The sequence below is a fragment of the Citrobacter telavivensis genome (assembly GCF_041807075.1).
GTDB classification, from domain to species: Bacteria; Pseudomonadota; Gammaproteobacteria; order Enterobacterales; family Enterobacteriaceae; genus Citrobacter_A; species Citrobacter_A telavivensis.
The window spans coordinates 281,940-305,615 of the sequence record NZ_JBGUBF010000003.1; the positions used below are offsets into that span (position 1 = coordinate 281,940).

Below are 23,676 nucleotides of genomic sequence, written 5' to 3' on the forward strand. Positions count from 1 at the left end.
TAAATAATGAACGCGTTGCGTAGTGGGATAGTCATGGTGTTAATGCTGGCCGCGCTGAGTGTACAGGCGGCCTGTACCTGGCCTGCATGGGAGCAATTTAAAAAGGATTACATCAGTCAGGAAGGGCGGGTGATTGATCCCAGTGACGCACGCAAAATTACCACCTCGGAAGGGCAAAGTTATGCAATGTTCTTTGCCCTCGCCGCCAACGATCGCCGGGCCTTTGATGCGTTACTTGACTGGACGCAGAACAACCTCGCGCAAGGGTCGTTACAGGAGCATCTGCCCGCCTGGCTGTGGGGACAAAAAGAACCTTCCACCTGGGCGGTGCTGGATAGCAACTCCGCTTCTGATGGCGATATCTGGATCGCGTGGTCGCTGCTGGAGGCGGGACGCTTGTGGAAAGAGCCGCGCTACACCGATATCGGCAAAGCCCTGCTGAAGCGGATTGCCAGCGAAGAAGTGGTAACGGTGCCGGGGCTGGGCTCCATGCTGTTACCCGGCAAGATTGGTTTTGCCGAAGCCAACACCTGGCGCTTCAACCCGAGCTATCTACCGCCGCAGCTGGCGCAGTATTTCGCCCGCTTCGGCGCGCCGTGGTCCACCCTGCGCGAAACCAACCAGCGACTGCTGTTAGAAACCGCGCCGAAAGGCTTCTCGCCGGATTGGGTCCGTTACGAGAAAAACAAAGGCTGGCAACTGAAGCCAGAGAAAACGCTGGTCAGCAGTTACGACGCGATTCGCGTCTACCTGTGGGCGGGCATGATGCATGACGGCGACCCGCAGAAAGCGCGGCTGCTGGCAAAATTCAAACCGATGGCAACCCTGACAACTAAAAACGGTCTCCCGCCGGAGAAAGTGGACGTCGCCAGCGGCAAAGCGCAGGGCAATGGCCCGGTGGGCTTTTCTGCGGCCTTACTGCCTTTCCTGCAAAACCGCGACGCACAAGCGGTGCAGCGACAGCGCGTGACGGACCATTTCCCTGGCAGCGATGCCTACTATAGCTACGTGCTAACCCTCTTCGGACAAGGGTGGGATCAGCATCGTTATCGCTTCACCGTTAAAGGTGAGCTACTACCTGACTGGGGCCAGGAATGCGCAAGTTCAAATTAAGTTTACTCGGGGTCTCACTCGGCATTGCCCTGATGCCTTTTGCCGACGCGGCGCCGTCGGCGCAACAGCAGTTGCTGGAGCAGGTGCGGTTAGGCGAAGCCACGCACCGTGAAGATCTGGTGCGTCAGTCGCTCTATCGCCTCGAACTGATTGACCCGAATAATCCGGACGTGGTCGCTGCCCGTTTTCGCTACATGCTGCGTCAGGGCGATAACGACGGCGCGCAGAAGCAGCTTGAAAGACTTTCTCAGTTAGCGCCGAGTTCTAACGCCTATCAATCTTCCCGCACGACCATGCTGTTAGCGACGCCAGAAGGGCGCCAGTCTTTGCAGCAGGCGCGTCTACAGGCGACGACCGGGCATGCTGAGGAAGCGGTTGCCGCCTACGATAAGCTGTTCAAAGGCAGCCCGCCGGAAGGCGACCTGGAAGTGGAATACTGGAGTGCGGTGGCAAAAATTCCTGCCCGCCGCAATCAGGCGATCAATCAGTTGAAGGCAATTAACGCCCGCAGTCCAGGCAATAACACGCTGCAAAATACGCTGGCGCAGTTGCTGTTTGATAACGATCGTCCAACTGAAGGCTTTGTGATTCTGGAGCAGATGGCGAAATCCAACTCCGGGCGGAATGCCGCAGCCAATATCTGGTACACCCAGATCAAGGATATGCCGGTCAGCGACGCCAGCGTGAAGGCGCTGCAAAAATACCTCATGGTATTCAGTGAAGGGGACAGCGTGGCCGCTGCGCGCAGTAAGCTTAGCGAACAGCAAAAACAGCTCTCCGATCCTACATTCCGCGCGCGTGCGCAGGGTCTGGCGGCAGTTGAAGCCGGACAGGGCGGACGGGCGGTCTCTGAACTGCAGCAGGCGGTGAAAGCGAACCAAAGCGACAGCGAGGCCGTGGGCGCGCTGGGGCAGGCCTATTCTCAGCGTGGCGATCGCGCCAGCGCCGTTGCGCAGTTTAAGAAAGCACTGGCGATGGATCCGCAAAGCGGGAGCCGCAGCAAGTGGGAAAGCCTGTTGAAAGTGAACAGCTACTGGCTGGCGATTCAACAGGGCGACGCCGCGCTGAAAGCCAACAATGTTGACCAGGCTGAACGCCTCTATCAGCAGGCCAGAAACATCGACAATACCGACAGCTATGCGGTTCTGGGACTGGGCGATGCGGCAATGGCGCGGAAAGATTATCCGGCTGCCGAACGCTACTATCAGCAGACGCTGCGCATGGACAGCGGCAACACCAATGCCGTACGCGGTCTGGCAAACCTTTATCGCGCGCAGTCGCCGGAGAAAGCCTCCGCGTTTATCGCCACGCTCTCTGCCAGTCAGCGTCGCAGCATTGATGACATTGAACGCGGTCTGGAAAACGATCGCCTGGCGCAGCAGGCTGAAACGCTGGAGAACCAGGGCAACTGGGCGCAGGCGGCGGAACTGCAACGCCGTCGACTGGCGCTGGATCCGGGCAGCGTCTGGATAACCTATCGTCTGTCACGCGATCTGTGGCAGGCCGGGCAGCGCAGCCAGGCTGACGCACAGATGAGTGCGCTGGCGCGCCAGAAACCCAACGACCCGGAACAGGTTTACGCGTACGGACTGTACCTGTCCGGCAATAATCAGGATCGGGCGGCGCTGGCGCATATCAACAACCTGCCGCGCAGTCAGTGGAACAGCAACATTCAGGAACTGGCAGAACGGTTGCAGAGCAACCAGGTGCTGGAAACGGCTAACCGCCTGCGCGACAGCGGCCGGGAAGCCGAGGCCGAAGCGCTGTTACGTCAACAGCCTGCTTCGACCCGTCTCGACTTAACGCTGGCCGACTGGGCGCAGCAGCGCGGGGAATACAATGCGGCGCGAGGTGCTTACGACGCGGTGCTGGCGCGCGAACCGGACAACGTCGATGCGATGCTGGGTCTGACAGAAGTGTACATCGCCCAGGGCGACAAGCCCGCCGCGCGAGCGCAACTGGCAAAACTGCCCGCAACGCAGACCCCGTCGATCAACATGCAGCGGCGGATTGCGCTGGCGCAGATGCAGCTTGGCGATACCGCTGCCGCAACGCAGACCTTCAACACTCTGATTCCGCAGGCCAAAGCGCAGCCGCCGTCAATGGAAAGCGCAATGGTGCTGCGTGACGCCGCGAATTTCCAGGCGCAGAGCGGCGAGCCGCAGCAGGCGCTTGATACCTATAAAGACGCGATGGTGGCGTCCGGCATCACGCCAACGCGTCCGCAGGATAGCGACACCTTTACTCGTCTGACCCGTAACGATGAGAAAGATGACTGGCTGAAGCGCGGCGTGCGCAGCGACGCGGCGGATTTATATCGCCAGCAGGATCTGAACGTCACGCTGGAGCATGACTACTGGGGATCGAGCGGCACCGGCGGCTATTCCGATCTGAAAGCGCATACCACCATGCTGCATGTGGATGCGCCATATTCGGACGGTCGCATGTTCTTCCGTACCGATCTGGTCAACATGAATGCAGGCAGCTTCTCAACCGATGCGAATGGCCGCTACGACAATAACTGGGGCACCTGTACGCTGGAAGACTGTAGCGGCAGCCGCAGCCAGTCGGATACGGGGGCGAGCGTCGCCGTCGGCTGGAAGAATGACACCTGGAGCTGGGATATCGGCACCACGCCGATGGGCTTCAATGTCGTCGATGTTGTCGGCGGCGTCAGTTACAGCAATGACATCGGGCCGTTGGGTTATACCCTGAACGCGCATCGTCGCCCCATTTCCAGTTCTCTGCTGGCTTTTGGCGGACAAAAAGATGCGCAGAGCCACAACGGCGACAGCAACGACATTAATACGGGCAAAAAATGGGGCGGCGTTCGCGCTGACGGCGGCGGGATTAGTCTCAGCTACGACAAAGGTGAAGCCAACGGCGTCTGGGCCTCTCTTGGTGCCGATCAGTTGACCGGGAAGAACGTTGAGGATAACTGGCGCGTCCGCTGGATGACCGGTTACTACTACAAAATCATCAACGAGAACAACCGTCGCGTGACCGTGGGCCTGAACAATATGATCTGGCACTACGACAAAGATCTGAGCGGTTATTCACTGGGCCACGGCGGTTACTACAGTCCGCAGGAATACCTGTCCTTCGCCGTGCCGGTGATGTGGCGTCAGCGGACGGAAAACTGGTCCTGGGAATTGGGCGGTTCGGTGTCCTGGTCGCATTCGCGCACCAAAACGATGCCACGTTATCCGTTGCTGAATTTGATTCCATCGGATTACCGTCAGGAAGCCAGCGAACAAACCAACGGTGGCGGTAGCAGCCAGGGCTTTGGTTATACCGCGCGGGCGCTGATCGAGCGTCGGGTGACCTCTAACTGGTTTATCGGGACTGCCGTGGATATTCAACAGGCAAAAGACTACGCGCCAAGCCATTTGCTGCTGTACGTTCGCTATTCCGCCGCAGGATGGCAGGGCGATATGGATTTACCGCCGCAGCCGCTGGTGCCTTACGCGGACTGGTAAGGGTTATGATCGCAGGCCGGATAAGCGCTGTGCTATCCGGCAGTCAATAATCAGAAAAGTCCTTTTCCGACACAGCCTCTCTCAATGTCGCTGCGATCGGGTATACTCGGGCGGCAATCTGGGATATCCGGGGGGAGACAATATTGCGCGTCAGTCGCTCGTTAACAATTAAGCAGATGGCAATGGTGGCTGCCGTTGTCATGGTGTTTGTATTTTTGTTTTGCACCGTTTTGCTGTTTCATCTGGTACAGCAGAACCGCTATAACACGGCGACGCAACTGGAAAGTATTGCCCGTTCTGTACGTGAACCTCTCTCTTCCTCAATTTTAAAAGCCGATATTCCCGGAGCCGAAGCGATTCTCGCCAGTATCAAACCAGCCGGGGTGGTGCAACGGGCCGATGTGGTGCTGCCGAATCAGTTTCAGGCGCTGCGCATGAGCTTTATCCCTGAACGGCCCGTGCCGGTGATGGTGACCCGACTCTTCGAACTGCCGGTGCAGATCTCGCTTCCCGTCTATTCGCTTGAGCGTCCTGCGAATCCACAGCCGCTGGCGTATCTGGTGCTCCAGGCCGACTCCTTCCGCATGTATAAGTTTGTGATGAGTACGCTGTCTACGTTAGTGACCATTTACTTACTTTTGTCCCTGATGCTGACGGTGGCCATTAGCTGGTGTGTGAATCGCCTGATTTTGCACCCGCTGCGCAAAATTGCCCGCGAGCTGAATAACATTCCGCAGCAGGATTTGATTGGACATCAGCTGGCGTTGCCGCGTCTGCATCATGACGATGAGATTGGCCTGCTGGTGCGCAGTTACAACCTCAATCAGCAGCTGGTCCAGCGCCACAGCGAAGAGCAGACGGACAACGCAATGCGTTTTCCGGTCTCCGAACTGCCGAACAAAGCGTTCCTGATGGGGCTGCTTGAACAGGTTGTGGCGCGTCAGCAAACCACGGCGCTGATGATTGTCACCTGTGAAACGCTGCGCGACACGGCGGGCGTGCTGAAAGAGGCGCAGCGGGAAATCCTGCTACTGACGCTGGTGGAGAAGCTAAAATCGGTGCTGTCGCCGAGAATGGTGCTCGCACAGATTAGCGGTTACGATTTTGCCATTATCGCCCACGGCGTCAAAGAGCCGTGGCACGCGATTACTCTAGGTCAGCAAGTACTCACTATCATTAATGAGCGACTGCCGGTACAGGGGATCCAACTGCGTCCGAGCTGCTGCATTGGCGTGGCGATGTATTATGGCGATCTCAGCGCCGAACAGCTCTACGGACGCGCGGTCTCGGCGGCGTTTACCGCCCGACACAAAGGAAAAAACCAGATACAGTTCTTCGACCCTGAGCAGATGGAAGCGGCCCAGAAACGGCTAACCGAAGAGAGTGATATTCTTACCGCTCTGGACAACCACCGCTTTGCCCTGTGGTTACAGCCTCAGGTGGAGATGAGCAGCGGCAAGGTGGTGAGTGCCGAAGCGTTGCTGCGCATGCAACAGCCGGACGGAAGCTGGGAATTGCCGGAAGGGATGATTGAACGTATTGAATCCTGCGGCCTGATGGTCACCGTGGGCCATTGGGTGCTGGAGGAGTCCTGCCGCCAGCTCGCGGCCTGGCAGGAGCGGGGGATCACGCTACCGCTGTCGGTCAATCTGTCGGCGCTCCAGTTGATGCACCCGAATATGGTGTCAGACATGCTGGAACTGTTAAACCGTTACCGTATCCAGCCGGGCATGCTCATTCTGGAAGTGACAGAGAGTCGGCGGATCGACGACCCGAATGCCGCCGTGACGATACTGCGTCCGTTGCGTAACGCAGGCGTGCGTATTGCGCTGGACGATTTCGGCATGGGCTACGCGGGGCTGCGCCAGCTCCAGCATATGAAATCCCTGCCAATCGATGTGCTGAAAATCGACAAAATGTTTGTCGATGGTCTGCCAGAAGATAACAGCATGATCTCGGCCATTATCCTGTTGGCGCGTAGCCTGAATCTGCAGATGGTGGCGGAAGGCGTCGAGACCGAAGCCCAGCGTGAATGGCTGGCGCAGGCGGGCGTTGAAATCGCTCAGGGCTTCCTTTATGCCCGTGCTGTACCCGCAGAAACCTTCGAAGAACGTTACCTGAAGCACAATTGACGTGATTACAATACTTTAAAAAGGTCCGGCTTGTGCGAGCCAGCTCAAGGTTTTTAACATTTTTGTTTCAATTATGATCCTTGTGCATTTCTGCCATGTTGTCTGGGTGTTATTTTAAGGCCGCAGGTTAACCAAAACCTTACAAGACCTGTGGTTTTTACTTCAAGGACACCTTATGAAAATCTCTCTGTTTAAAAGCCTCTACTTTCAGGTCCTGACAGCAATAGCCATTGGTATTCTCCTTGGCCATTACTACCCTGAAATTGGCGCACAAATGAAACCGCTTGGCGACGCGTTCGTTAAGCTGATTAAGATGATCATCGCCCCTGTCATCTTCTGTACTGTCGTGACCGGCATTGCAGGTATGGAAAGCATGAAGGCAGTGGGCCGTACAGGTGCGGTTGCGCTCCTTTACTTTGAGATTGTCAGTACGATTGCGTTGATAATTGGTCTTATCATCGTCAACGTCGTACAACCCGGTGCCGGAATGAACGTCGACCCGGCAAGCCTTGATGCGCAAGCGGTCGCGGTCTATGCCGCTCAGGCGAAAGACCAGGGCATTGTTGCCTTCCTGATGGATGTGATACCGGGCAGCGTCATTGGCGCCTTTGCCAGCGGCAACATCCTGCAGGTTCTGCTGTTTGCGGTATTGTTTGGTTTTGCCCTGCATCGTCTGGGCAGCAAAGGTCAGTTGATTTTCAACGTGATTGAAAGCTTCTCGCAGGTCATTTTCGGCATCATCAATATGATCATGCGCCTGGCGCCAATCGGGGCGTTCGGGGCGATGGCCTTTACGATTGGGAAATATGGTGTCGGTACGCTGGTGCAGTTGGGGCAGTTGATTATCTGCTTTTACATCACCTGTATCGTGTTTGTGGTGGTGGTTCTGGGTTCAATTGCCCGCGCCACAGGCTTCAGCATCTTTAAATTTATCCGTTATATCCGTGAAGAACTGCTTATTGTGCTGGGTACGTCCTCTTCCGAGTCCGCGCTGCCGCGTATGCTCGACAAGATGGAGAAACTCGGCTGTCGCAAGTCGGTCGTGGGGCTGGTTATTCCCACCGGGTATTCGTTTAACCTTGATGGGACATCGATATATCTGACGATGGCGGCGGTGTTTATCGCCCAGGCCACCAACAGTCATATGGATATCTTCCATCAGATTACGTTGCTGGTGGTTCTGCTGCTCTCCTCTAAAGGGGCGGCGGGCGTCACCGGAAGTGGCTTTATCGTGCTGGCGGCGACCATCTCTGCGGTTGGTCATCTGCCGATTGCCGGCCTGGCGCTTATCCTGGGTATCGACCGCTTTATGTCTGAAGCTCGTGCGCTGACCAACCTGGTCGGTAACGGTGTGGCAACGGTGGTTGTGGCGAAGTGGGTGAAGGAACTGGACCACAAGAAGCTTGACGATGTGCTGAATAATCGTGCACCTGAAGGCAAAACGCACGAAATATCCTCTTAATCTCGACACTTATGACCGCAGTCCCTTGTGGGGCTGCGGCCTCCTGCGCATAATTGACCCCTGGGCCCGAATCCTTCAACATGGAGGTATCGGGTTTATTTCACTTCTTCCGTGACATTTTCATGTTCTTGCGGTCTAACACGAAGTGTTTTTAACGTCATATTCAGGCAAACCCAACAGGGGTTGTCTTTTTATTACCAGGATTGTTGATCAGGGGTTCACATGCAGGGCACAAAAATTCGACTTATAGCGGGCGGTTTGCTGATGATGGCCACTGCTGGCTATGTGCAGGCAGATGCGCTCCAGCCAGACCCGGCATGGCAACAGGGGACGCTGGCAAATGGTTTACAGTGGCAAGTGTTAGCCACCCCGCAGCGCCCCAGCGACCGTATCGAGGTCCGTCTGCTGGTAAATACCGGTTCGCTCACCGAAAGTACTCAACAGAGCGGTTTCAGTCATCTTATTCCCCGTATTGCGTTAACCCAGAGTGGCGGCCTCGATGCCGCACAGGTGCGTTCACTGTGGCAGCAGGGATTTGACCCTAAGCGTCCGATGCCGCCCGTGACGGTCTCTTACGATTCCACGCAGTACAATCTCAGCCTGCCCAATAACCGTAACGATCTGCTGAAAGAGTCGCTGAACTATCTGGCGAATACGATGGGCAAACTGACTATCACCCCTGAGGTCGTGAATCACGCGCTGAGCACGGAAGACATGGTCACCACGCTGCCCGTTGATACCAAAGAGGGCTGGTGGCGCTATCGTCTGAAAGGGTCAGCGCTGCTGGGCCACGATCCTGCCGAGCCGGTGAAAATGCCGGTGGATGCGGCGAAAGTTCATGATTTCTACCAGAAATGGTACACCCCGGATGCGATGACGCTGATTATCGTCGGTAACGTCGATGCGCGTTCGGTGGCCGAGCAAATCAACAAAACGTTTGGTGAACTGAAAGGTAAACGCGAAACGCCTGCGCCAGTGCCGACGCTTTCACCGCTGCGTGCGGAAGCGGTAAGCATCATGACCGACGCCGTGCGCCAGGATCGTCTCTCCGTGATGTGGGATACGCCATGGCAGCCGATTCGTGAGTCCGCTGCGCTGCTGCGCTACTGGCGCGCGGATTTAGCGCGTGAAGCGCTGTTCTGGCACATTCAGCAGGCGTTGAGCAAAAACAACGCGAAAGACATCGGCCTCGGCTTTGACTGTCGCGTGTTGTTCCAGCGCGCCCAGTGTGCTGTCAACATTGAATCGCCAAACGACAAGGTTACCGCCAATCTGAGCATGGTGGCGCGTGAACTGGCGAAAGTGCGTGATAACGGCCTGCCGGAAGAAGAGTTCAACGCGCTGGTAGCGCAAAAGAATCTGGAATTGCAGAAGCTGTTTGCGACCTACGCCCGTACCGATACCGATATTCTGATCGGTCAACGTCTGCGTTCGCTGCAAAATCAGGTCGTGGATATCGCGCCCGAGCAGTATCAGCGTTTGCGTCAGGATTTCCTGAACAGCCTGACCGTTGAAATGTTGAATCAGGATCTGCGTCAGCAGTTATCACAGGATATGGCGCTGATTCTGCTGCAGCCGAAAGGTGAGCCGGAATTCAACATGAAGGCGTTACAGGCGACGTGGGAACAGATTATGACCCCGGTTGCGGCAGCGGCGACGCCAGCTGAGACGGATGAAGTGCATCCTGAAGTGACAGATATTCCGGCGGCGCAGTAGTGAAATCACAGAATTGCTGAATGTTGCTCGTTTATCAGGCCTACGGAGACGATTTCTGTAGGCCTGATAAGGCGTTTACGCCGCCATCAGGCGCTGGTCGATTTTACTGCGGCATGGCGTCGCGTGGGATAATCGCCCCGCGATGCTGAATGACGGTGCTGGCTGTCAGGTGACCCCGTCTGGCGGCTTCGGCGGCATCGCCACCGGTTAAACGAACGGCCAGATACCCGGCGCTGAACGAGTCGCCAGCGGCAGTGGTATCGATCACTTTCTCTTTTGGCAGTTTTACCGCAGGAACGTCGATCGGTTCTTGACCGTCGACAGACACCAGGCAAGAATCTGCACCCCGTTTCACGACCACTTCCTGCACTCCCGCGGCATGCGTACGTGCGATCACCTCTTCAACCGGCTTCACGCCCCAGAGCGCATCTTCGTCGTCCAGCGTCAGGAAGGCGATATCGGTGCATTCCAGCATCTTCTGATAAACCTGCTGGGTCTCTTCTTTGCTGGCCCACAGGCGCGGACGGTAGTTGTTGTCGAAAATGACTTTCCCGCCGTTGGCGCGGCATTCGCGCAGCAGCGACAGCAGTTTGTCACGGCTCGATGGGCTCAGGATCGCGAGGCTGATACCGCTCAGGTAGAGATAGTCAAAGGTCGCCAGCGCTTCGCAAATGGCCGCTGACTGCTCGCTCTCCAGCCAGAATTTCGCCGCCGCTTCGTTACGCCAGTAATAGAACGTCCGCTCGCCGGTGCTGTCGGTCTCGATGTAGTAGAGGCCCGGCAGACGGTTTTCCATGCGCTGCGTCAGTGAGGTATCCACGTTTTCACCGTGCCATGACTCCAGCATCTGCTGGCTGAAACTGTCCGTGCCCAGTGCCGTGACGTAGTGTACGGAGAGTGCCGCAGCATCAACCTGACGGGCAATGTAAACGGAGGTATTCAATGTATCGCCACCGAATCCGCGCTGAACATCTGCGCCTTTCTGTGACAGCTCAATCATGCATTCGCCAATCACGGCAATCTTTTTGGACATAGTCGTGAACCTGCTTAGAAAAAGTTAGCGTTAGTGTGCGCTGTGGGTGTTGGGTGGTCAATCATATTAAAACAACGTTCCAAAATTTTTTTTGAGCCAGTCCGTATTCTGCGTTGATTTTTACAAACGCGTTTTCAATTTTGCGCGTGACCGAACATAAAGTTCTCCGCCTGAAGGCCGATAACCTTTGACGAGTCGGGGCAGTAACACACTTAATCACGGGACATCTGAGATGATAAACCAGGTTATCCAGCAGCTAAGCAATTCCGAGGCGAGCGTTGAAAGCTTGCAGGATCGGCGCTTTTGGCTGCAGTGCGAGCGTGCTTACACTCACCAGCCGATTTACCAGACCAACGGACGCCTGTTAGCGGTTGAACTGCTGACGGTGGTGACGCATCCGGACAATCCGACCCAACGTATCGCTCCCGATCGCTATTTTGCCGGGGTGGCAGTGCGCCATCGCGTTGATATTGTCAAAGAACAACTTCAGTTGCTGGAGCAAAAGGCTGACTTTTTCCAGCGTCATGAATTACTGGCCTCCGTGAATGTCGATGGTCCAACGCTGCTCACCATGCGCCAGCAGCCCAACATTGTGCAGATGATTGAACGGATGCCGTGGCTGCGTTTTGAACTGGTAGAACATATTCATCTGCCAAAAGAATCCTCCTTCGCCAGCATGTGCGAGTTTGGCCCGCTGTGGCTGGATGATTTCGGGACCGGGATGGCTAACTTCTCTGCCCTGAACGAGGTCCGCTATGACTACATCAAAATCGCGCGCGAACTGTTCGTGATGCTTCGCCAGACGCCTGAGGGGCGCAATCTCTTTACCATGCTGCTGCAACTGATGAACCGCTATTGCCGCGGCGTGATCGTTGAAGGAGTGGAAACGCTGGAAGAGTGGCGCGATGTACAACGTTCGCCTGCCTTTGCCGCACAAGGCTATTTTCTGTCGCGCCCGGTCCCATTTTCCCATCTCGATGAGGTCATTCTGTCACTGTAAAAACCGGCGGTTTCCGCTAACTCCGTCTGGCTGGACTATCTTTAGGACAGGCAAGGGAAGACGTGAGGACGCTAACTATGACCAAAGCCGGAAAAATAACGACAGTAATAACAGGGACTTTCTTGTTGTTGATCGTTGTCGTTATCGTACTGATAGCGACATTTGACTGGAACCGTCTCAAACCGACCATCAACCAGAAAGTCTCTACCGAACTTAACCGACCGTTCGCCATTCGTGGTGATTTGGGTGTCGTCTGGGAGCGCCAAAAGCAGGAGACCGGCTGGCGCAGTTGGGTGCCGTGGCCGCACGTGCATGCTGAAGATATTATCCTCGGCAATCCCCCCGATATTCCCGAGGTGACGATGGTGCACCTTCCCCGCGTTGAAGCGACGCTCGCGCCGCTGGCGCTGTTAAGCAAAACCGTCTGGCTGCCGTGGATCAAACTGGTGAAACCCGATGCGCGGCTGATTCGCCTGTCTGAGAAGAACAATAACTGGACATTTGACCTGGCAGGCGCAGAAAACAAAGACGCCAATGCCAAACCTTCTGCCTGGTCTTTCCGGCTGGACACGATTCTCTTCGATCAGGGGCGGATCGCCATTGACGATAAGGTCAGCAACGCGGATATCGAGATCCTGGTCGATCCGCTGGGCAAGCCGTTGCCGTTCAGTGAAGTGACGGGAAGCAAAGCAAAAGGCGATAACGCGAAGGTTGAAGATTACGTGTTTGGCCTGAAGGCACAGGGGCGATACAACGGCGAACCGCTTACTGGAACGGGAAAGATGGGCGGTATGCTGGCGCTGCGTAGCGAAGGCGCCGCGTTTCCAGTGCAGGCTGATTTACGCTCCGGCAATACCCGAGTGGCGCTGGTGGGCGTGGTTAAGGACCCAATGAAGATGGGCGGCGTCGATCTGCAACTGAAATTCTCCGGGGATTCACTGGGCGAGCTGTACGATCTGACGGGGGTGCTGCTGCCGGATACGCCGCCGTTCGAAACGGACGGTCGGCTGGTGGCGAAAATCGATACCAACGCCTCGTCGGTGTTTGACTACCGGGAGTTCAATGGGCGAATCGGCGACAGCGATATTCATGGCTCGCTGACCTATACGACGGGGAAACCGCGTCCGAAACTGGAAGGCGACGTGGAATCACGCCAGCTCAGGCTGGCGGATCTGGGGCCGCTGATCGGCGTTGATTCCGGTAAAGGCGCGGAGAAAGCGCAGCGCTCAGAACAGAAAAAGGGGGAAAAGAGCATACAGCCAGCGGACAAAGTGCTGCCCTATGACCGCTTCGAAACGGACAAATGGAACGTGATGGACGCCGACGTGCGCTTCAAAGGGCGGCGTATTGAACATGGCAGCAGTCTGCCGATCCGCGATCTCTCAACCCACATCATTCTGCAGAATGCCGATCTGCGCCTGCAACCGCTGAAGTTTGGTCTGGCGGGTGGCAGCATCAGTTCAACGATTCATCTGGAAGGCGACAAAAAGCCGATGCAGGGGCGCGCAGATATTCAGGCGCGGCGCTTAAAACTGAAAGAACTGATGCCGAACGTCGAACTGATGCAGAAAACGCTGGGTGAAATGAACGGTGACGCCGAACTTCGCGGCAGCGGGAACTCCGTGGCGGCGCTGCTGGGCAACAGCAATGGCAACCTGAAACTGCTGATGAACGACGGGTTGATCAGCCGCAACCTGATGGAGATCGTTGGCCTGAACGTCGGGAACTACATTGTCGGGCAGATCTTTGGCGATGACGAAGTGCGGGTCAACTGTGCGGCGGCGAATCTCGATATTGTGAACGGCGTGGCGCGTCCGCAAATTTTTGCATTCGACACCGAAAATGCGCTGATCAACGTCACCGGGACGGCGAGCTTTGCCTCAGAACAGCTGGATTTGACCATCGACCCGGAAAGCAAAGGTATCCGCATCATTACCTTGCGTTCACCGCTGTATGTACGCGGAACGTTTAAGGATCCGCAGGCGGGGGTAAAAGCCGGTCCGCTGATTGCCCGTGGCGCGGTGGCTGCGGCGCTGGCGACGTTAGTGACGCCCGCCGCTGCGCTGCTGGCGCTGATTTCACCCTCGGAAGGGGATGCCAACCAGTGCCGGATGATTTTATCGCAGATGAAGAAATGATGGTGTGGTCTGCGTTGTGCCGGGTGGCGCTTGCGCTTACCCGGCCTACGGAAGTGGGGGTGTTTGTAGGCCGGGTAAGGCGTAGCCGCCACCCGGCATGTAAAGATTACAGCGACTGGTGACGCGTCTCATGGGTTAACAGCAGCGCGATCAGCGTTAACGCCGCCATAGACGCGAGATAGGTCCCTACTGCCGCCAGCCCATAGTTGGACTGTAACCATGCAGCGATATACGGCGCAACGGACGCGCCCAGAATCGAAGAGACATTATAGGAGAACGATGCGCCGGTGTAGCGCACTTCGGTCGGGAACAGTTCAGGCAGCAGTGCGCCCATCGGCCCAAACGTCAACCCCATCAGACTCAGCCCCAGCAGCAGGAAGGCGAAGACCAGCGCCGGATTGCCGGATCCCAGCAGCGGTTTAAAGGCGAACAGCGCGAACAGGATAATCATCGTGGTGATGATGACCATGCTCTTGCGACGACCAAAGGCGTCAGCGAGCAGGCCAGCAACCGGTACCATCACGCCAAAGCCAATGACCGCCATCATCAGCATCCACAACACTTCATTACGCGGCAGGCCCAGACCGACCGGCGCAGCGGCGGTACTGAACGTCATCGAATACACGGTCATGATATAAAACAGCGTATAGGTCGCCAGCATGATGAACGTGCCAAGGATCGTCACGCGAACGTGTTTGGTCAGCAGGGTTCCGAGCGGGATTTTCACCTGCTTTTTCGCGGCAGCCACTTTGGCGAAGACCGGCGTCTCATGCAGCGACACGCGGACATACAGACCGATAATCACCAGCACCGCCGAGAAGATAAACGGTACGCGCCAGCCCCAGCTCATGAACTGCTCATCGGTCAGCAGCCAGGAGAGCAGCAGGAAGGTGCCGTTGGCAAAGAAGAAGCCAATGGGGGCACCCAGCTGCGGGAACGAACCGTACAGCGCACGCTTACGCGGCGGGGCATTCTCTGTTGCCAGCAGCGCCGCACCGCCCCATTCTCCGCCCAGTCCCAGCCCCTGACCAAAACGTGCCAGCGCCAGCAGCAGCGGGGCGAAGATGCCAATGGTGGCGTAGCCGGGCAGCAGGCCGATGATCACCGTCGAGATCCCCATTGTCAGCAAAGACGCCACCAGCGTCACTTTACGCCCTACCCGGTCGCCAAAGTGGCCGAAGAGCGCGGAACCAATCGGGCGCGCGACAAAGGCGATAGCGAACGTGGCGAGCGACTGTAGCGTTGCCGCCGTCGGGTCGCCCTGCGGGAAGAAGATGTGCGGGAAGACAATCACGGCGGCGGTCGCATAGATGTAGAAGTCGAAGAACTCAATGGCAGTGCCAATGAGCGAGGCGACGACAACTTTATTGCGCGAATTGACCGGGGTATGTTCCTGCTCGTTATCGAGTGTGGTGGCGGTTGCTTGCATAGTATTTTCTTATTTTTGGCGAACGAACGGCCATATTACGCACAGCAAAAGCGACATTTCAATCTGTAACAACCGCTCAACATGGTTAAAAATCAGGCAAAAAGCGGATAATGTTTATGCCTGCGATTTCTCGTCCATGAAATGCTTCACACAATTTTAAAATTAGTGGATAAAACTGGTTTTTGGTTAAATAAAAGTTAAGGGCTGGATTTAAATGCTGAATGAGTGAGGCGATGCGGAAGTAAGTGCCTGACCATATTGCCGGATGACGGCGCAAGCGCCTGATCCGGCCTACGATTTGCGATGTTTTGTAGGCCGGATAAGCGCAGCGCCATCCGGCAGAGGGTGAGAATCAACGGTGCGTTTTGCCCGGCATCCGGGGATCGTCCTTGTACTCGGCGGTCGCAATCCACGCCGCGCAGAACAGCGTCAGGCGCGCGAAAAAGTAGAAGAACGCCATCAGCCCCAGCACGGAACCAAACGCCGCGCCGGAGGGCGATTTCACCAGCGCCGGCAGGGTCCAGGTCATGATGATTTTAATGACTTCAAAGCCAATCGCCGCAATCAGCGTGCCGCGAATCAACGCTTTTTTACGTGGGCGATGACGCGGTAAGCGCCAGAAAATCCAGAAGAACAGCAGATAGTTAGCGAAAATAGAGATCGCCAGGCCAATCAGCCGCCAGGTGGGCTTCAGCCACTCTATGCTGTCGAGGTAGAGGGCAGAGATAATCATCTGCTGCGCTGAACCGGCGACCGAGGTGATCGACAGCGTCACAATCAGCGCAATCAACAGGCCAATCAGAGAGATAAAATCACGCAGGTATTTGATCCAGATTTTCTCCTGATCCTGTGGCGTGCGTTCCCAGACGTCCCGCGACTGGGCGCGTATCGCCTCGCGCAGGTTACCCATCCAGTTAATCCCGGAGTAGAGGGCAATCCCTAATCCGACCAGGCCGACGGTGGTACGCTGCTGGACAGCCGTATTGATGGTGCTTTTCAGCGTAGCGGCAAGCGTCGGGTCGCTGACGTTCATCAGGATTTTATTGAAGATGTCCTGCAACAGCGTGGGATGTGAGGCGAGAATAAAGCCCGCGGCGGCAAACGACACCATCAGGATGGGGATCATCGACAAAAACGAGAAGTAGGTGATGGCCGCGCCGAACTGATTCCCTAACCGATCGTTAAAGCGTTCTGCCGCGCGGAGCAGGTGCGCAATTACCGGGATGCGCTGGATTTTTTCGACGGTGGTGGTCACCGTTTTCAGCTTCTCGCTGGCGGCGTTTTTCATCTCGTGCTTTGCGGCCCCGGCTGTGTCGACTTTGCGTACCGGGTCGTGTTCAAGTTCCTCAGTGGGGCGTTTTACGTCGTTATCCTGCATCATCAGGTCAGGCGTCCTTCTTTTGTTAATTCTCTGGACAGTATAGCGTCTCAGCCCACGTAGTCCTTCATCACGCCGGTCAGCCACTCCATAAACAGGTGCACGCGGCGTGAAAGATTACGCCGGTGCGGGTAGAGCAGCGATACCGGCATCGGCGAGGCGCGGTACTGCGGGAGCACCTCAACAAGCGTACCGCTGCGTAACGCCTCACGAACCCCGACACGAGGAACCTGAATAATTCCCAGCCCTGCCAGACAGGCGGCGTGATAGGTTTCGGTGCTGTTTACCGTCAGAGTGCCGCCGGTTTTAATCCACTGCGTCCCGCTGCTGGTGGCGATTTCAAAACCCGGAGGTCGTGTCCCCAGGTTTAGCGAGTAGTGCACCACTGCGTGGGAAGCGAGATCCTCCAGGCTTTCCGGATAGCCAAAACGCGCCAGGTACTGCGGGCTGGCGCAGTTGATCACGGTAAGCTTGCCCAGCGGGCGGGCGATCAGACCGGAATCCTTTAGCGTGCCGACCCGCACCACGCAGTCAAAACCTTCGCGGATCAAATCCACCAGCCGATCGCTGCTGCTGAGCTCCAGCTCGATTCCCGGATACTGCTGTAAAAAGGCGGGTAGTCGAGGGATCACCAGATTTCGTGCGACGCCAACCGGCATATCGACCCGTAATTTGCCGCTGATACTGGTGGGATCGTGCTGGAACAGACCATCCAGTTCATCCAGATTGCTCAACAAGTCTTTCGCCCGCTCGTAGTAGACCATGCCGTCTTGCGTCAGTTGTACCCGCCGCGTGGTGCGGTGCAAAAGCTGAGTCCCCAGATGGTTCTCCAGCGCCTGAATCTGGCGCGATACGCTACCTTTAGGGAGTCCCAGGGTGTCGGCAGCGCGAGAAAAACTCTCCAGCTCCGCGACACGAATGAATAACTGCATTGCATGAATTTTATCCATTCTATGACCCTATTGTTGTTCCGGATGAAACAGTTATGCGCAATTAGCGACATTTATTGTTTTTCTATCACCTAATAAGCTTTATCTCAATCAACACAACAGATGAAATGAGGTTTCTTATGACGCAACGTATCGCATTGGTGACCGGCGGGAGCCGCGGACTGGGTAAAAACGCCGCGCTTAAGCTGGCGGACAAAGGAACGGATATTCTCTTTACCTATCACAGCCAACAGCAGGCAGCGCTGGATGTCGTCGCTGAAATTGAGCAAAAGGGCAGGAAAGCGGCGGCAATTCAACTGAATGTCGGTGATACGGCTGGCTTTGTCGCTTTCGCCGCCGAGGTGAAAACGCAGTTGCAAACCCGCTGGAATCGACAGACGTTTGATTATTTAGTGAACAACGCCGGAATCGGCTTATATGCGCCCTTTGCCGACACGTCAGAAGAGATGTTTGACGAACTGATGCGCATCCATTTTAAAGGCCCGTTTTTCCTGACGCAGCACCTGCTGCCGCTGATCAACGAAGGCGGGCGTATTCTTAATGTTTCAACCGGGCTGGCGCGTTTTGCGTTGCCGGGGTACGCCGCCTACGCATCCATGAAGGGGGCGATGGAAGTGCTGACACGTTACCAGGCGAAAGAACTTGGTGCGCGTGGGATCTCGGTCAACGCCATCGCGCCCGGCGCGATTGAAACCGACTTTGGCGGTGGACGCCTGCGGGATAATAAAGAGCTGAATGCGTACGTGGCTTCGCAAACGGCCCTGGGCCGCGCCGGTCTTCCCGATGATATTGGCGATGCGATCGCCGCGTTACTCAGCGACGAGCTGGCCTGGATGACGGCGCAGCGTATCGAAGTTTCGGGAGGGATGTTCCTGTAAGCCGAATTCAGCGAGCCGTTGTGCTTGCTGAATGAACATGAAATGCGAATTTTAATTCTGTTACATAATTCCGCGCAGGAGACAATTTCTTTTCTCATGCGCGTTCGTTATTCTTTCCGTGATTTAATATTCAATTAATTTAAGAAGTGGTGAGATATAAGGAATGTCTTACTTTATTGCCTGCTTTCTATACCTGAATGTAATTCTCATGTTTCAGCTGTAAAAATTTATTTTTTTACTTTTCTCCCATCCCGATATCTGTAGAATGACCCTCCGCCAAATGGCGAATGTTTATTTTACCCGTCGGGTAATACCCTTCCCCTCCTTAATATTATTATCGAAAACGGTGGAGAGAGTAATGAAAATCATCATGTTTGACAGGCAGTCAATATTTATTCATGGAATGAAAATCAGTTTACAACAGCGAATTCCAGGAGTGAGTATTCAGGGTGTCAGTCAGGCCGATGAACTCTGGTACAAACTGGAAGAGAACCCGGAAGCCCTGCTTATGCTGGACGGCGATCTTGACGGCGAATTCTGCCGTTGGCTTCTGCAAAAAATGGTGCAACAGTTTCCACTCGTCAAAACCTTAATTATCGCGACAGACTGCGGTAAAAAAGGGTTGCAGGAGCTGGCGCAATATAACGTTTTGGCCATTATTCCACGCGATTCTGAGGCGGAAAAATTTGCGCTGGCGATCAATAGCGTCGCGATGGGGATGATGTTTTTACCCGGCGAATGGTTAACGACGCCGCCCACAGAATGCCGCGATATTAATGCGCTAAGCGCTCGTCAACGAGAGATTCTCGCGATGCTGGCGTCAGGTGAGTCAAATAAGGAAATTGGCCGAGCGCTAAATATTAGTACCGGAACGGTGAAGGCGCATCTTGAATCACTCTATCGCCGACTGGATGTTAAAAATCGCACCCAGGCGGCCATGCTGTTGGTTCAGTCGTAATAATCTGTAGTTATATTACGACCGGAGATCCTGCGGTCGTAATATATTCCTGTTTTAATAACCCCAGCAGCCAGTCATTCTGCCAGCGCTGTTGCAGCCAGTAGCTCTCCCTGAGCGTGCCTTCCAGTACAAATCCCACTTTTTCCAGCACATGTCTGGAAGCCTGATTACCTTCAGTGACGCAGGCGGTCAGACGGCGCAGGCCACCGCAGGTAAATGCGTAATCACAGACGGCCCGTAACGATTCTGTCCCGTATCCCTTTCCCTGCGCGTCAGGCGCCAACAAAAAGCCAACCTCGGCACACGCTTCTGCGCGATGAATGTAGCCCGTTACACCGAGGGGATTGTGGGTTTCGTTATCGCACAGGATCAGACACAGCCAGTGCGGGTCACCCGGATGCCATGCCGGTAAGCGAGAATCGAACGCTTCCCGAATCTCGCCCTCGCTTCGCGCGTCTGCCACATGGCGCATCACATTCCTATCTTGCTGGAGTGCGAGAAAAAAAGGCCAGTCGGCAGGGGCGATAGGGCGGCAGGTCAGACGGGCTGTTTTCAGTATGGGCACGGGCTCTCTCCTGAGATATTTCTCAATGTTCACGTAGCGGTCACTGTAATAATTATTGAACTTGTTATATCTATAAAAACTAATAATTAAAACAAAGAACTAAAACAAAATTAATGACCTCCGCATGGGGGCACTTTTGGCGAAGGAAGAGAATGACAATTAGCGTTTTGACGACACGCACGACCTTTGAGCACTGCCTGGGGATTATCCGCCAGGCCTCGGTGGAGATCCTGCTGCTGCTGGGGGTGCATGCCTCCGACGGTAAAGATCCGCGCTGGTTTCTGGAACATCTGGATCAGGCCCGGCTGAATCTGGGCGGCTGGAGCCAGGTCGCCAGGCGTTTGCACCTTAACGACGCTCAGTTGAGCCAGTTCACGCTGCAACTGCGCCATCTTCAGCAGTGCGTACCGCAATATGACAGCGGGCAGGAGGTCAGTGAAAACCAACTGATTGCCGCTCTGCGCGTGGTCAGGTCGCTGGAACAACTGCGCCATCATCAGTCGTTACTTAATTTTAAAACAGAGATTGAAGAGGCGGACCACAGTCAGCAAGTGCGCGCAGAGCGGCAGTTACGCGCGATTGAACTGACCCTGACCGCGCTGATCTCGCAGATGTGGCCGGATAAAACGCAGCTCAATAATTACCTTAAAGACAACTTTGGCGCGGATAAGCTCAGGCGCTGGATTAAGCTGGGCGAACGCCAGGATCCGCTGAATGGCATGCGTTTTGGTGAGCTGGCGCTGATGATTGTCGATAAGAAGATTTTTACCCGCCACTATTCCGGAATCTTTAACGATGCCTCAGTGCTGACCCTGTTTGTCGAACCGCGTCTGACGCTGCGGGTGTTTCTCGATGACTGTCGGCAGGCTCGTAACACGGTGCTGGCCGGAGAGCCGCTGTCATCAGCACAGTTGACGCTACTCTCCTGTCAGTTTCAGCATATTGTCCGTCCCGTCCAGCGTGCCTATGAACAGGGACGCGCCCGCATTAACCCGGCAACGTTGATGATTGTGGAAGAGGGGCAACTGGCACAGTTTTGGGAGGACGCGCGGAAAAAGGACCGTCAGGCCGGGGGGGACACAGAGGAAATTGGCGAATCTGTTGAACCGCCGCGTAAGCGCTCGCTGCGTACGGCAGAAGAACGTGAGCAGCTGATCACGGGCGTGCTCTGGGGCGCGGTGGGGCTCATGGTGATCGCCATCCTGGGCGGCGGTGCGTGGTTAGTGAGTTCGCAGCCGCCCGCGCCCTCGCCGAACATCAAGATCACTCAGGCGGAACCTAAGCGCGAATTGCCTTCCGCACGCGAAATGGTGACGCAGATGGGCATCACCTGGGATGTGTTTAACATGCGTGCGGCGATAGACAGGAATGACAGCCGGGTCACCGCGCTCTTTTTGCAGGGCGGCATGAACTGGCAGGTCTCGTGGACCGAAGCGGCGTTTGCCCGCAACAATACGGATGTCCTTGAGTTGCTGTTGCGTTATCCCTCACAGATGGATGAAAACAAACCCTGTCGCCGGTTTATCAACACGGTTGGTCACGCGATGTCTGGCGGCGCGCCGTTGACGAGTCAACACAAAGCCTATTTGCGGCGCTTTTGCACGGTGCCTGCGGTGGTATCGCGACAGCAGCATGATACCGAGCAGGCAGAGAGACGCTATCGTGCCGATCCCAGCGCGGATAACAAGAAGTGGCTGAAAATCCAGAGCGCCGTTTATGAGGTGATCCGTTAGCCATTACGGCTCCCCATACAACCCGATTAAACGGCGCGCGACGCCGTTGGTCCAGCCAAAGCCATCCTGCAACGGATATTCCCCGCCGCCGCCTTCGCGCGGGGTGCCGCTGGCGATGTGGTATTTCTCAATGAGCTTATGGTGCTGCTGATAAAAGTGATTCACCGTCTGGAGCCAGCTATGGGCGATTTCATCTCCCAACGCATCATCGCCGTACATCTTAAAGCCCTGAATCGCCATCCACTGTAGCGGTGCCCAGCCGTTGGGTTTATCCCACTGTTCGCCCGTTTCGTATTCGGAGGCCATAATACCGCCGGGGGTCAACAGACGGGTACGCACGGTATCTCCCAGCCGATCGGCCTGTTCATGGGTCGCCATCCCGACGTAGAGCGGAACGATGCTGGCGGCAGAAAACAGCGCCATTTGCTCACGCCGCCAGTCATAGTCGCGGTAGCAGCCATTTTCCTCATCCCACAAATAGCGATTGATGGCAGCCCGCCGGTTGCTCGCCTTCTGGCGGAACTGCGCTTCAACGTCGCGCTCCCCTTTCAGCGCCGAGATATTGGCAATAGCGCTCTCCAGTTTGAACAGGAACGCGTTGAGATCGATAGGGATAAACTGCGTAGTGCGAATGCTTGCCAGTCGCCCGGCGTCGCGCAGCCAACGGGAGGAGTAATCCCAGCCGGATGCCGCGCCCGCACGCAGATCGCGGTACACCTCATTCGGTGGACGTCCTGAGTGTTTGGCGGTTTCCACATCCTCCAGCCATGACTCATCGCGCGGCGTGTCGCGGTCATCCCAGTAGCGGTTAAGCAGGGAACCGTCCGGCATCCTGACGACATGACGATAGGCCTGATTGAGCACCAGCGACTCTGCGCCGTCCATCCAGAAGGCATACTCCATTTTCAGATGATCGAGGTAGCGCCGTGCGCCGCGTACGCCGTCCTCCTCGAACAGCTCGACCATCAGCGCAAACACCGGCGGCTGCGAGCGGCTGAGATAATAGGTGCGGTTGCCGTTCGGAATGTGACCGTAGTTTTCAATCATCCATGCGAAGTTATCCGCCATACACTTCAGCAGGTCTTCTCGACCGCTTTCCGCGAGGCCCAGCATGGTGAAATAGGAGTCCCAGTAGTAGGTTTCGCTGAATCGACCACCCGGTACGATATAGGACTGCGGCAGTGCCAGCAGCGATGACCACGGAATGTGATCCTGCGGTTCACGGGTTAGCACCGGCCACAGCTGGTCGATATGCTCTTTCAGGGAATTTTCGGGGTTGGAGACATATTCGGTACCGTACTCTTCCGGTAACCAGAAATGATTTTCAACAAAGCGTCGCAGGTCGAAGTCCCGATGACGGCGGACTTTACGGTAGCGAATCAGGATATCGAGCGGATCCATTTTCGGCGCGCAGTCAGGAAAGGTTTTGCTGTCGGCAAAAATCTTTGAGCACTGAACGTGCTCAAAGAGTTCCAGATAACGGTCGGCTGGCGTCAGCGCGTCAGAGGCGGGAAGCCCCTCGATCATCTCAGGTTCCGGCTCTGCCTCGATCATCTCATCCAGCTTTAACTCGCACGGATCCGTTTCGTAGAAAAGATCGACGTCGATCGTGAATTCCTCTGACGGGGCGTGTTGTAGTTTCTGGTTGATCATAATGAGAAAGGCCTCCGGATTGCGTCGTAAAAGATACGGGTGTTGCCCGGCTGTCTTTT

Annotated in this window: 16 protein-coding genes; 10 read left to right on the top strand and 6 right to left on the bottom strand. The window is 55.8% G+C overall.

Annotation, left to right across the window (positions count from 1 at the left end; genetic code table 11):
* Positions 1-6: 6 nt before the first annotated feature.
* The 5 genes from bcsZ (at position 7) to ACERJC_RS16060 (ending at position 9,902) form a co-directional block, all read left to right on the top strand.
* Entirely contained in the window at positions 7-1,113 is a 1,107-nt protein-coding gene (gene bcsZ / locus ACERJC_RS16040; RefSeq protein WP_152754504.1) for a cellulose synthase complex periplasmic endoglucanase BcsZ, read from the top strand.
* Entirely contained in the window at positions 1,095-4,592 is a 3,498-nt protein-coding gene (gene bcsC / locus ACERJC_RS16045; protein ID WP_373672056.1) for a cellulose synthase complex outer membrane protein BcsC, read from the top strand. Before bcsZ ends, bcsC begins: the two co-directional genes overlap by 19 nt.
* 143 nt (positions 4,593-4,735) lie before the next feature.
* Positions 4,736-6,724, top strand: a complete 1,989-nt coding sequence (gene hmsP / locus ACERJC_RS16050; RefSeq protein ID WP_373672057.1) for a biofilm formation regulator HmsP — start codon at positions 4,736-4,738, stop codon at positions 6,722-6,724.
* A 175-nt stretch (positions 6,725-6,899) separates the two neighbouring features.
* A complete protein-coding gene (dctA, locus tag ACERJC_RS16055) occupies positions 6,900-8,186 on the top strand; it encodes a C4-dicarboxylate transporter DctC (RefSeq protein ID WP_178825113.1) in 1,287 nt (428 codons plus the stop codon).
* 222 nt (positions 8,187-8,408) lie between these two features.
* Entirely contained in the window at positions 8,409-9,902 is a 1,494-nt protein-coding gene (locus ACERJC_RS16060) for a M16 family metallopeptidase (protein WP_373672058.1), read from the top strand.
* A 103-nt stretch (positions 9,903-10,005) separates the two neighbouring features.
* Here the strand turns inward: ACERJC_RS16060 and kdgK are convergent, their stop codons facing one another.
* The gene (gene kdgK / locus ACERJC_RS16065; RefSeq protein ID WP_373672059.1) at positions 10,006-10,935 is read right to left on the bottom strand and encodes a 2-dehydro-3-deoxygluconokinase; all 930 of its coding nucleotides are present in this window, start codon (positions 10,933-10,935) and stop codon (positions 10,006-10,008) included.
* Between the two features lie 232 nt (positions 10,936-11,167).
* Here kdgK and pdeH point away from each other — a divergent pair, with 232 nt between their 5' ends.
* Both pdeH and ACERJC_RS16075 read left to right on the top strand, forming a co-directional pair.
* Positions 11,168-11,935: a cyclic-guanylate-specific phosphodiesterase gene (gene pdeH, locus ACERJC_RS16070; protein WP_152400464.1), complete on the top strand. Its 768-nt coding sequence runs from the start codon at positions 11,168-11,170 to the stop codon at positions 11,933-11,935.
* Positions 11,936-12,012: 77 nt separating this feature from the next.
* The gene (locus tag ACERJC_RS16075; RefSeq protein ID WP_373672060.1) at positions 12,013-14,073 is read left to right on the top strand and encodes an AsmA family protein; all 2,061 of its coding nucleotides are present in this window, start codon (positions 12,013-12,015) and stop codon (positions 14,071-14,073) included.
* A gap of 106 nt (positions 14,074-14,179) precedes the next feature.
* Here the strand turns inward: ACERJC_RS16075 and ACERJC_RS16080 are convergent, their stop codons facing one another.
* The 3 genes from ACERJC_RS16080 to ACERJC_RS16090 form a co-directional block, all read right to left on the bottom strand.
* Complete coding sequence (locus ACERJC_RS16080; RefSeq protein ID WP_042323132.1) at positions 14,180-15,502, bottom strand: MFS transporter; 1,323 nt, start codon at positions 15,500-15,502, stop codon at positions 14,180-14,182.
* Between the two features lie 352 nt (positions 15,503-15,854).
* Positions 15,855-16,883, bottom strand: coding sequence for an inner membrane protein YhjD (yhjD, locus tag ACERJC_RS16085; RefSeq protein WP_152400459.1), 1,029 nt, complete (start codon positions 16,881-16,883; stop codon positions 15,855-15,857).
* A gap of 47 nt (positions 16,884-16,930) precedes the next feature.
* Positions 16,931-17,830 carry a LysR family transcriptional regulator gene (locus ACERJC_RS16090; protein ID WP_373672061.1) on the bottom strand — a complete coding sequence of 300 codons (900 nt, stop codon included), beginning with the start codon at positions 17,828-17,830 and terminating at the stop codon, positions 16,931-16,933.
* Between the two features lie 119 nt (positions 17,831-17,949).
* On the opposite strand from ACERJC_RS16090, the gene ACERJC_RS16095 reads away from it, so the two are divergent.
* Together ACERJC_RS16095 and ACERJC_RS16100 are read left to right on the top strand one after the other, a co-directional pair.
* Complete coding sequence (locus tag ACERJC_RS16095; protein WP_042323126.1) at positions 17,950-18,708, top strand: SDR family NAD(P)-dependent oxidoreductase; 759 nt, start codon at positions 17,950-17,952, stop codon at positions 18,706-18,708.
* Between the two features lie 358 nt (positions 18,709-19,066).
* Positions 19,067-19,666, top strand: coding sequence for a response regulator transcription factor (locus ACERJC_RS16100; RefSeq protein WP_373672062.1), 600 nt, complete (start codon positions 19,067-19,069; stop codon positions 19,664-19,666).
* 10 nt (positions 19,667-19,676) lie between these two features.
* Here the strand turns inward: ACERJC_RS16100 and ACERJC_RS16105 are convergent, their stop codons facing one another.
* Positions 19,677-20,231 (bottom strand): GNAT family N-acetyltransferase, encoded by a 555-nt coding sequence (locus ACERJC_RS16105; RefSeq protein WP_373672063.1) that lies wholly within the window; start codon positions 20,229-20,231, stop codon positions 19,677-19,679.
* 152 nt (positions 20,232-20,383) lie between these two features.
* Between ACERJC_RS16105 and ACERJC_RS16110 the strand changes: the two genes are divergently transcribed.
* A complete protein-coding gene (locus tag ACERJC_RS16110; RefSeq protein WP_286631902.1) occupies positions 20,384-21,964 on the top strand; it encodes an STY4199 family HEPN domain-containing protein in 1,581 nt (526 codons plus the stop codon).
* A gap of 3 nt (positions 21,965-21,967) precedes the next feature.
* Here the strand turns inward: ACERJC_RS16110 and ACERJC_RS16115 are convergent, their stop codons facing one another.
* Positions 21,968-23,617: an alpha,alpha-trehalase gene (locus tag ACERJC_RS16115; protein ID WP_152400449.1), complete on the bottom strand. Its 1,650-nt coding sequence runs from the start codon at positions 23,615-23,617 to the stop codon at positions 21,968-21,970.
* Positions 23,618-23,676: the final 59 nt, after the last annotated feature.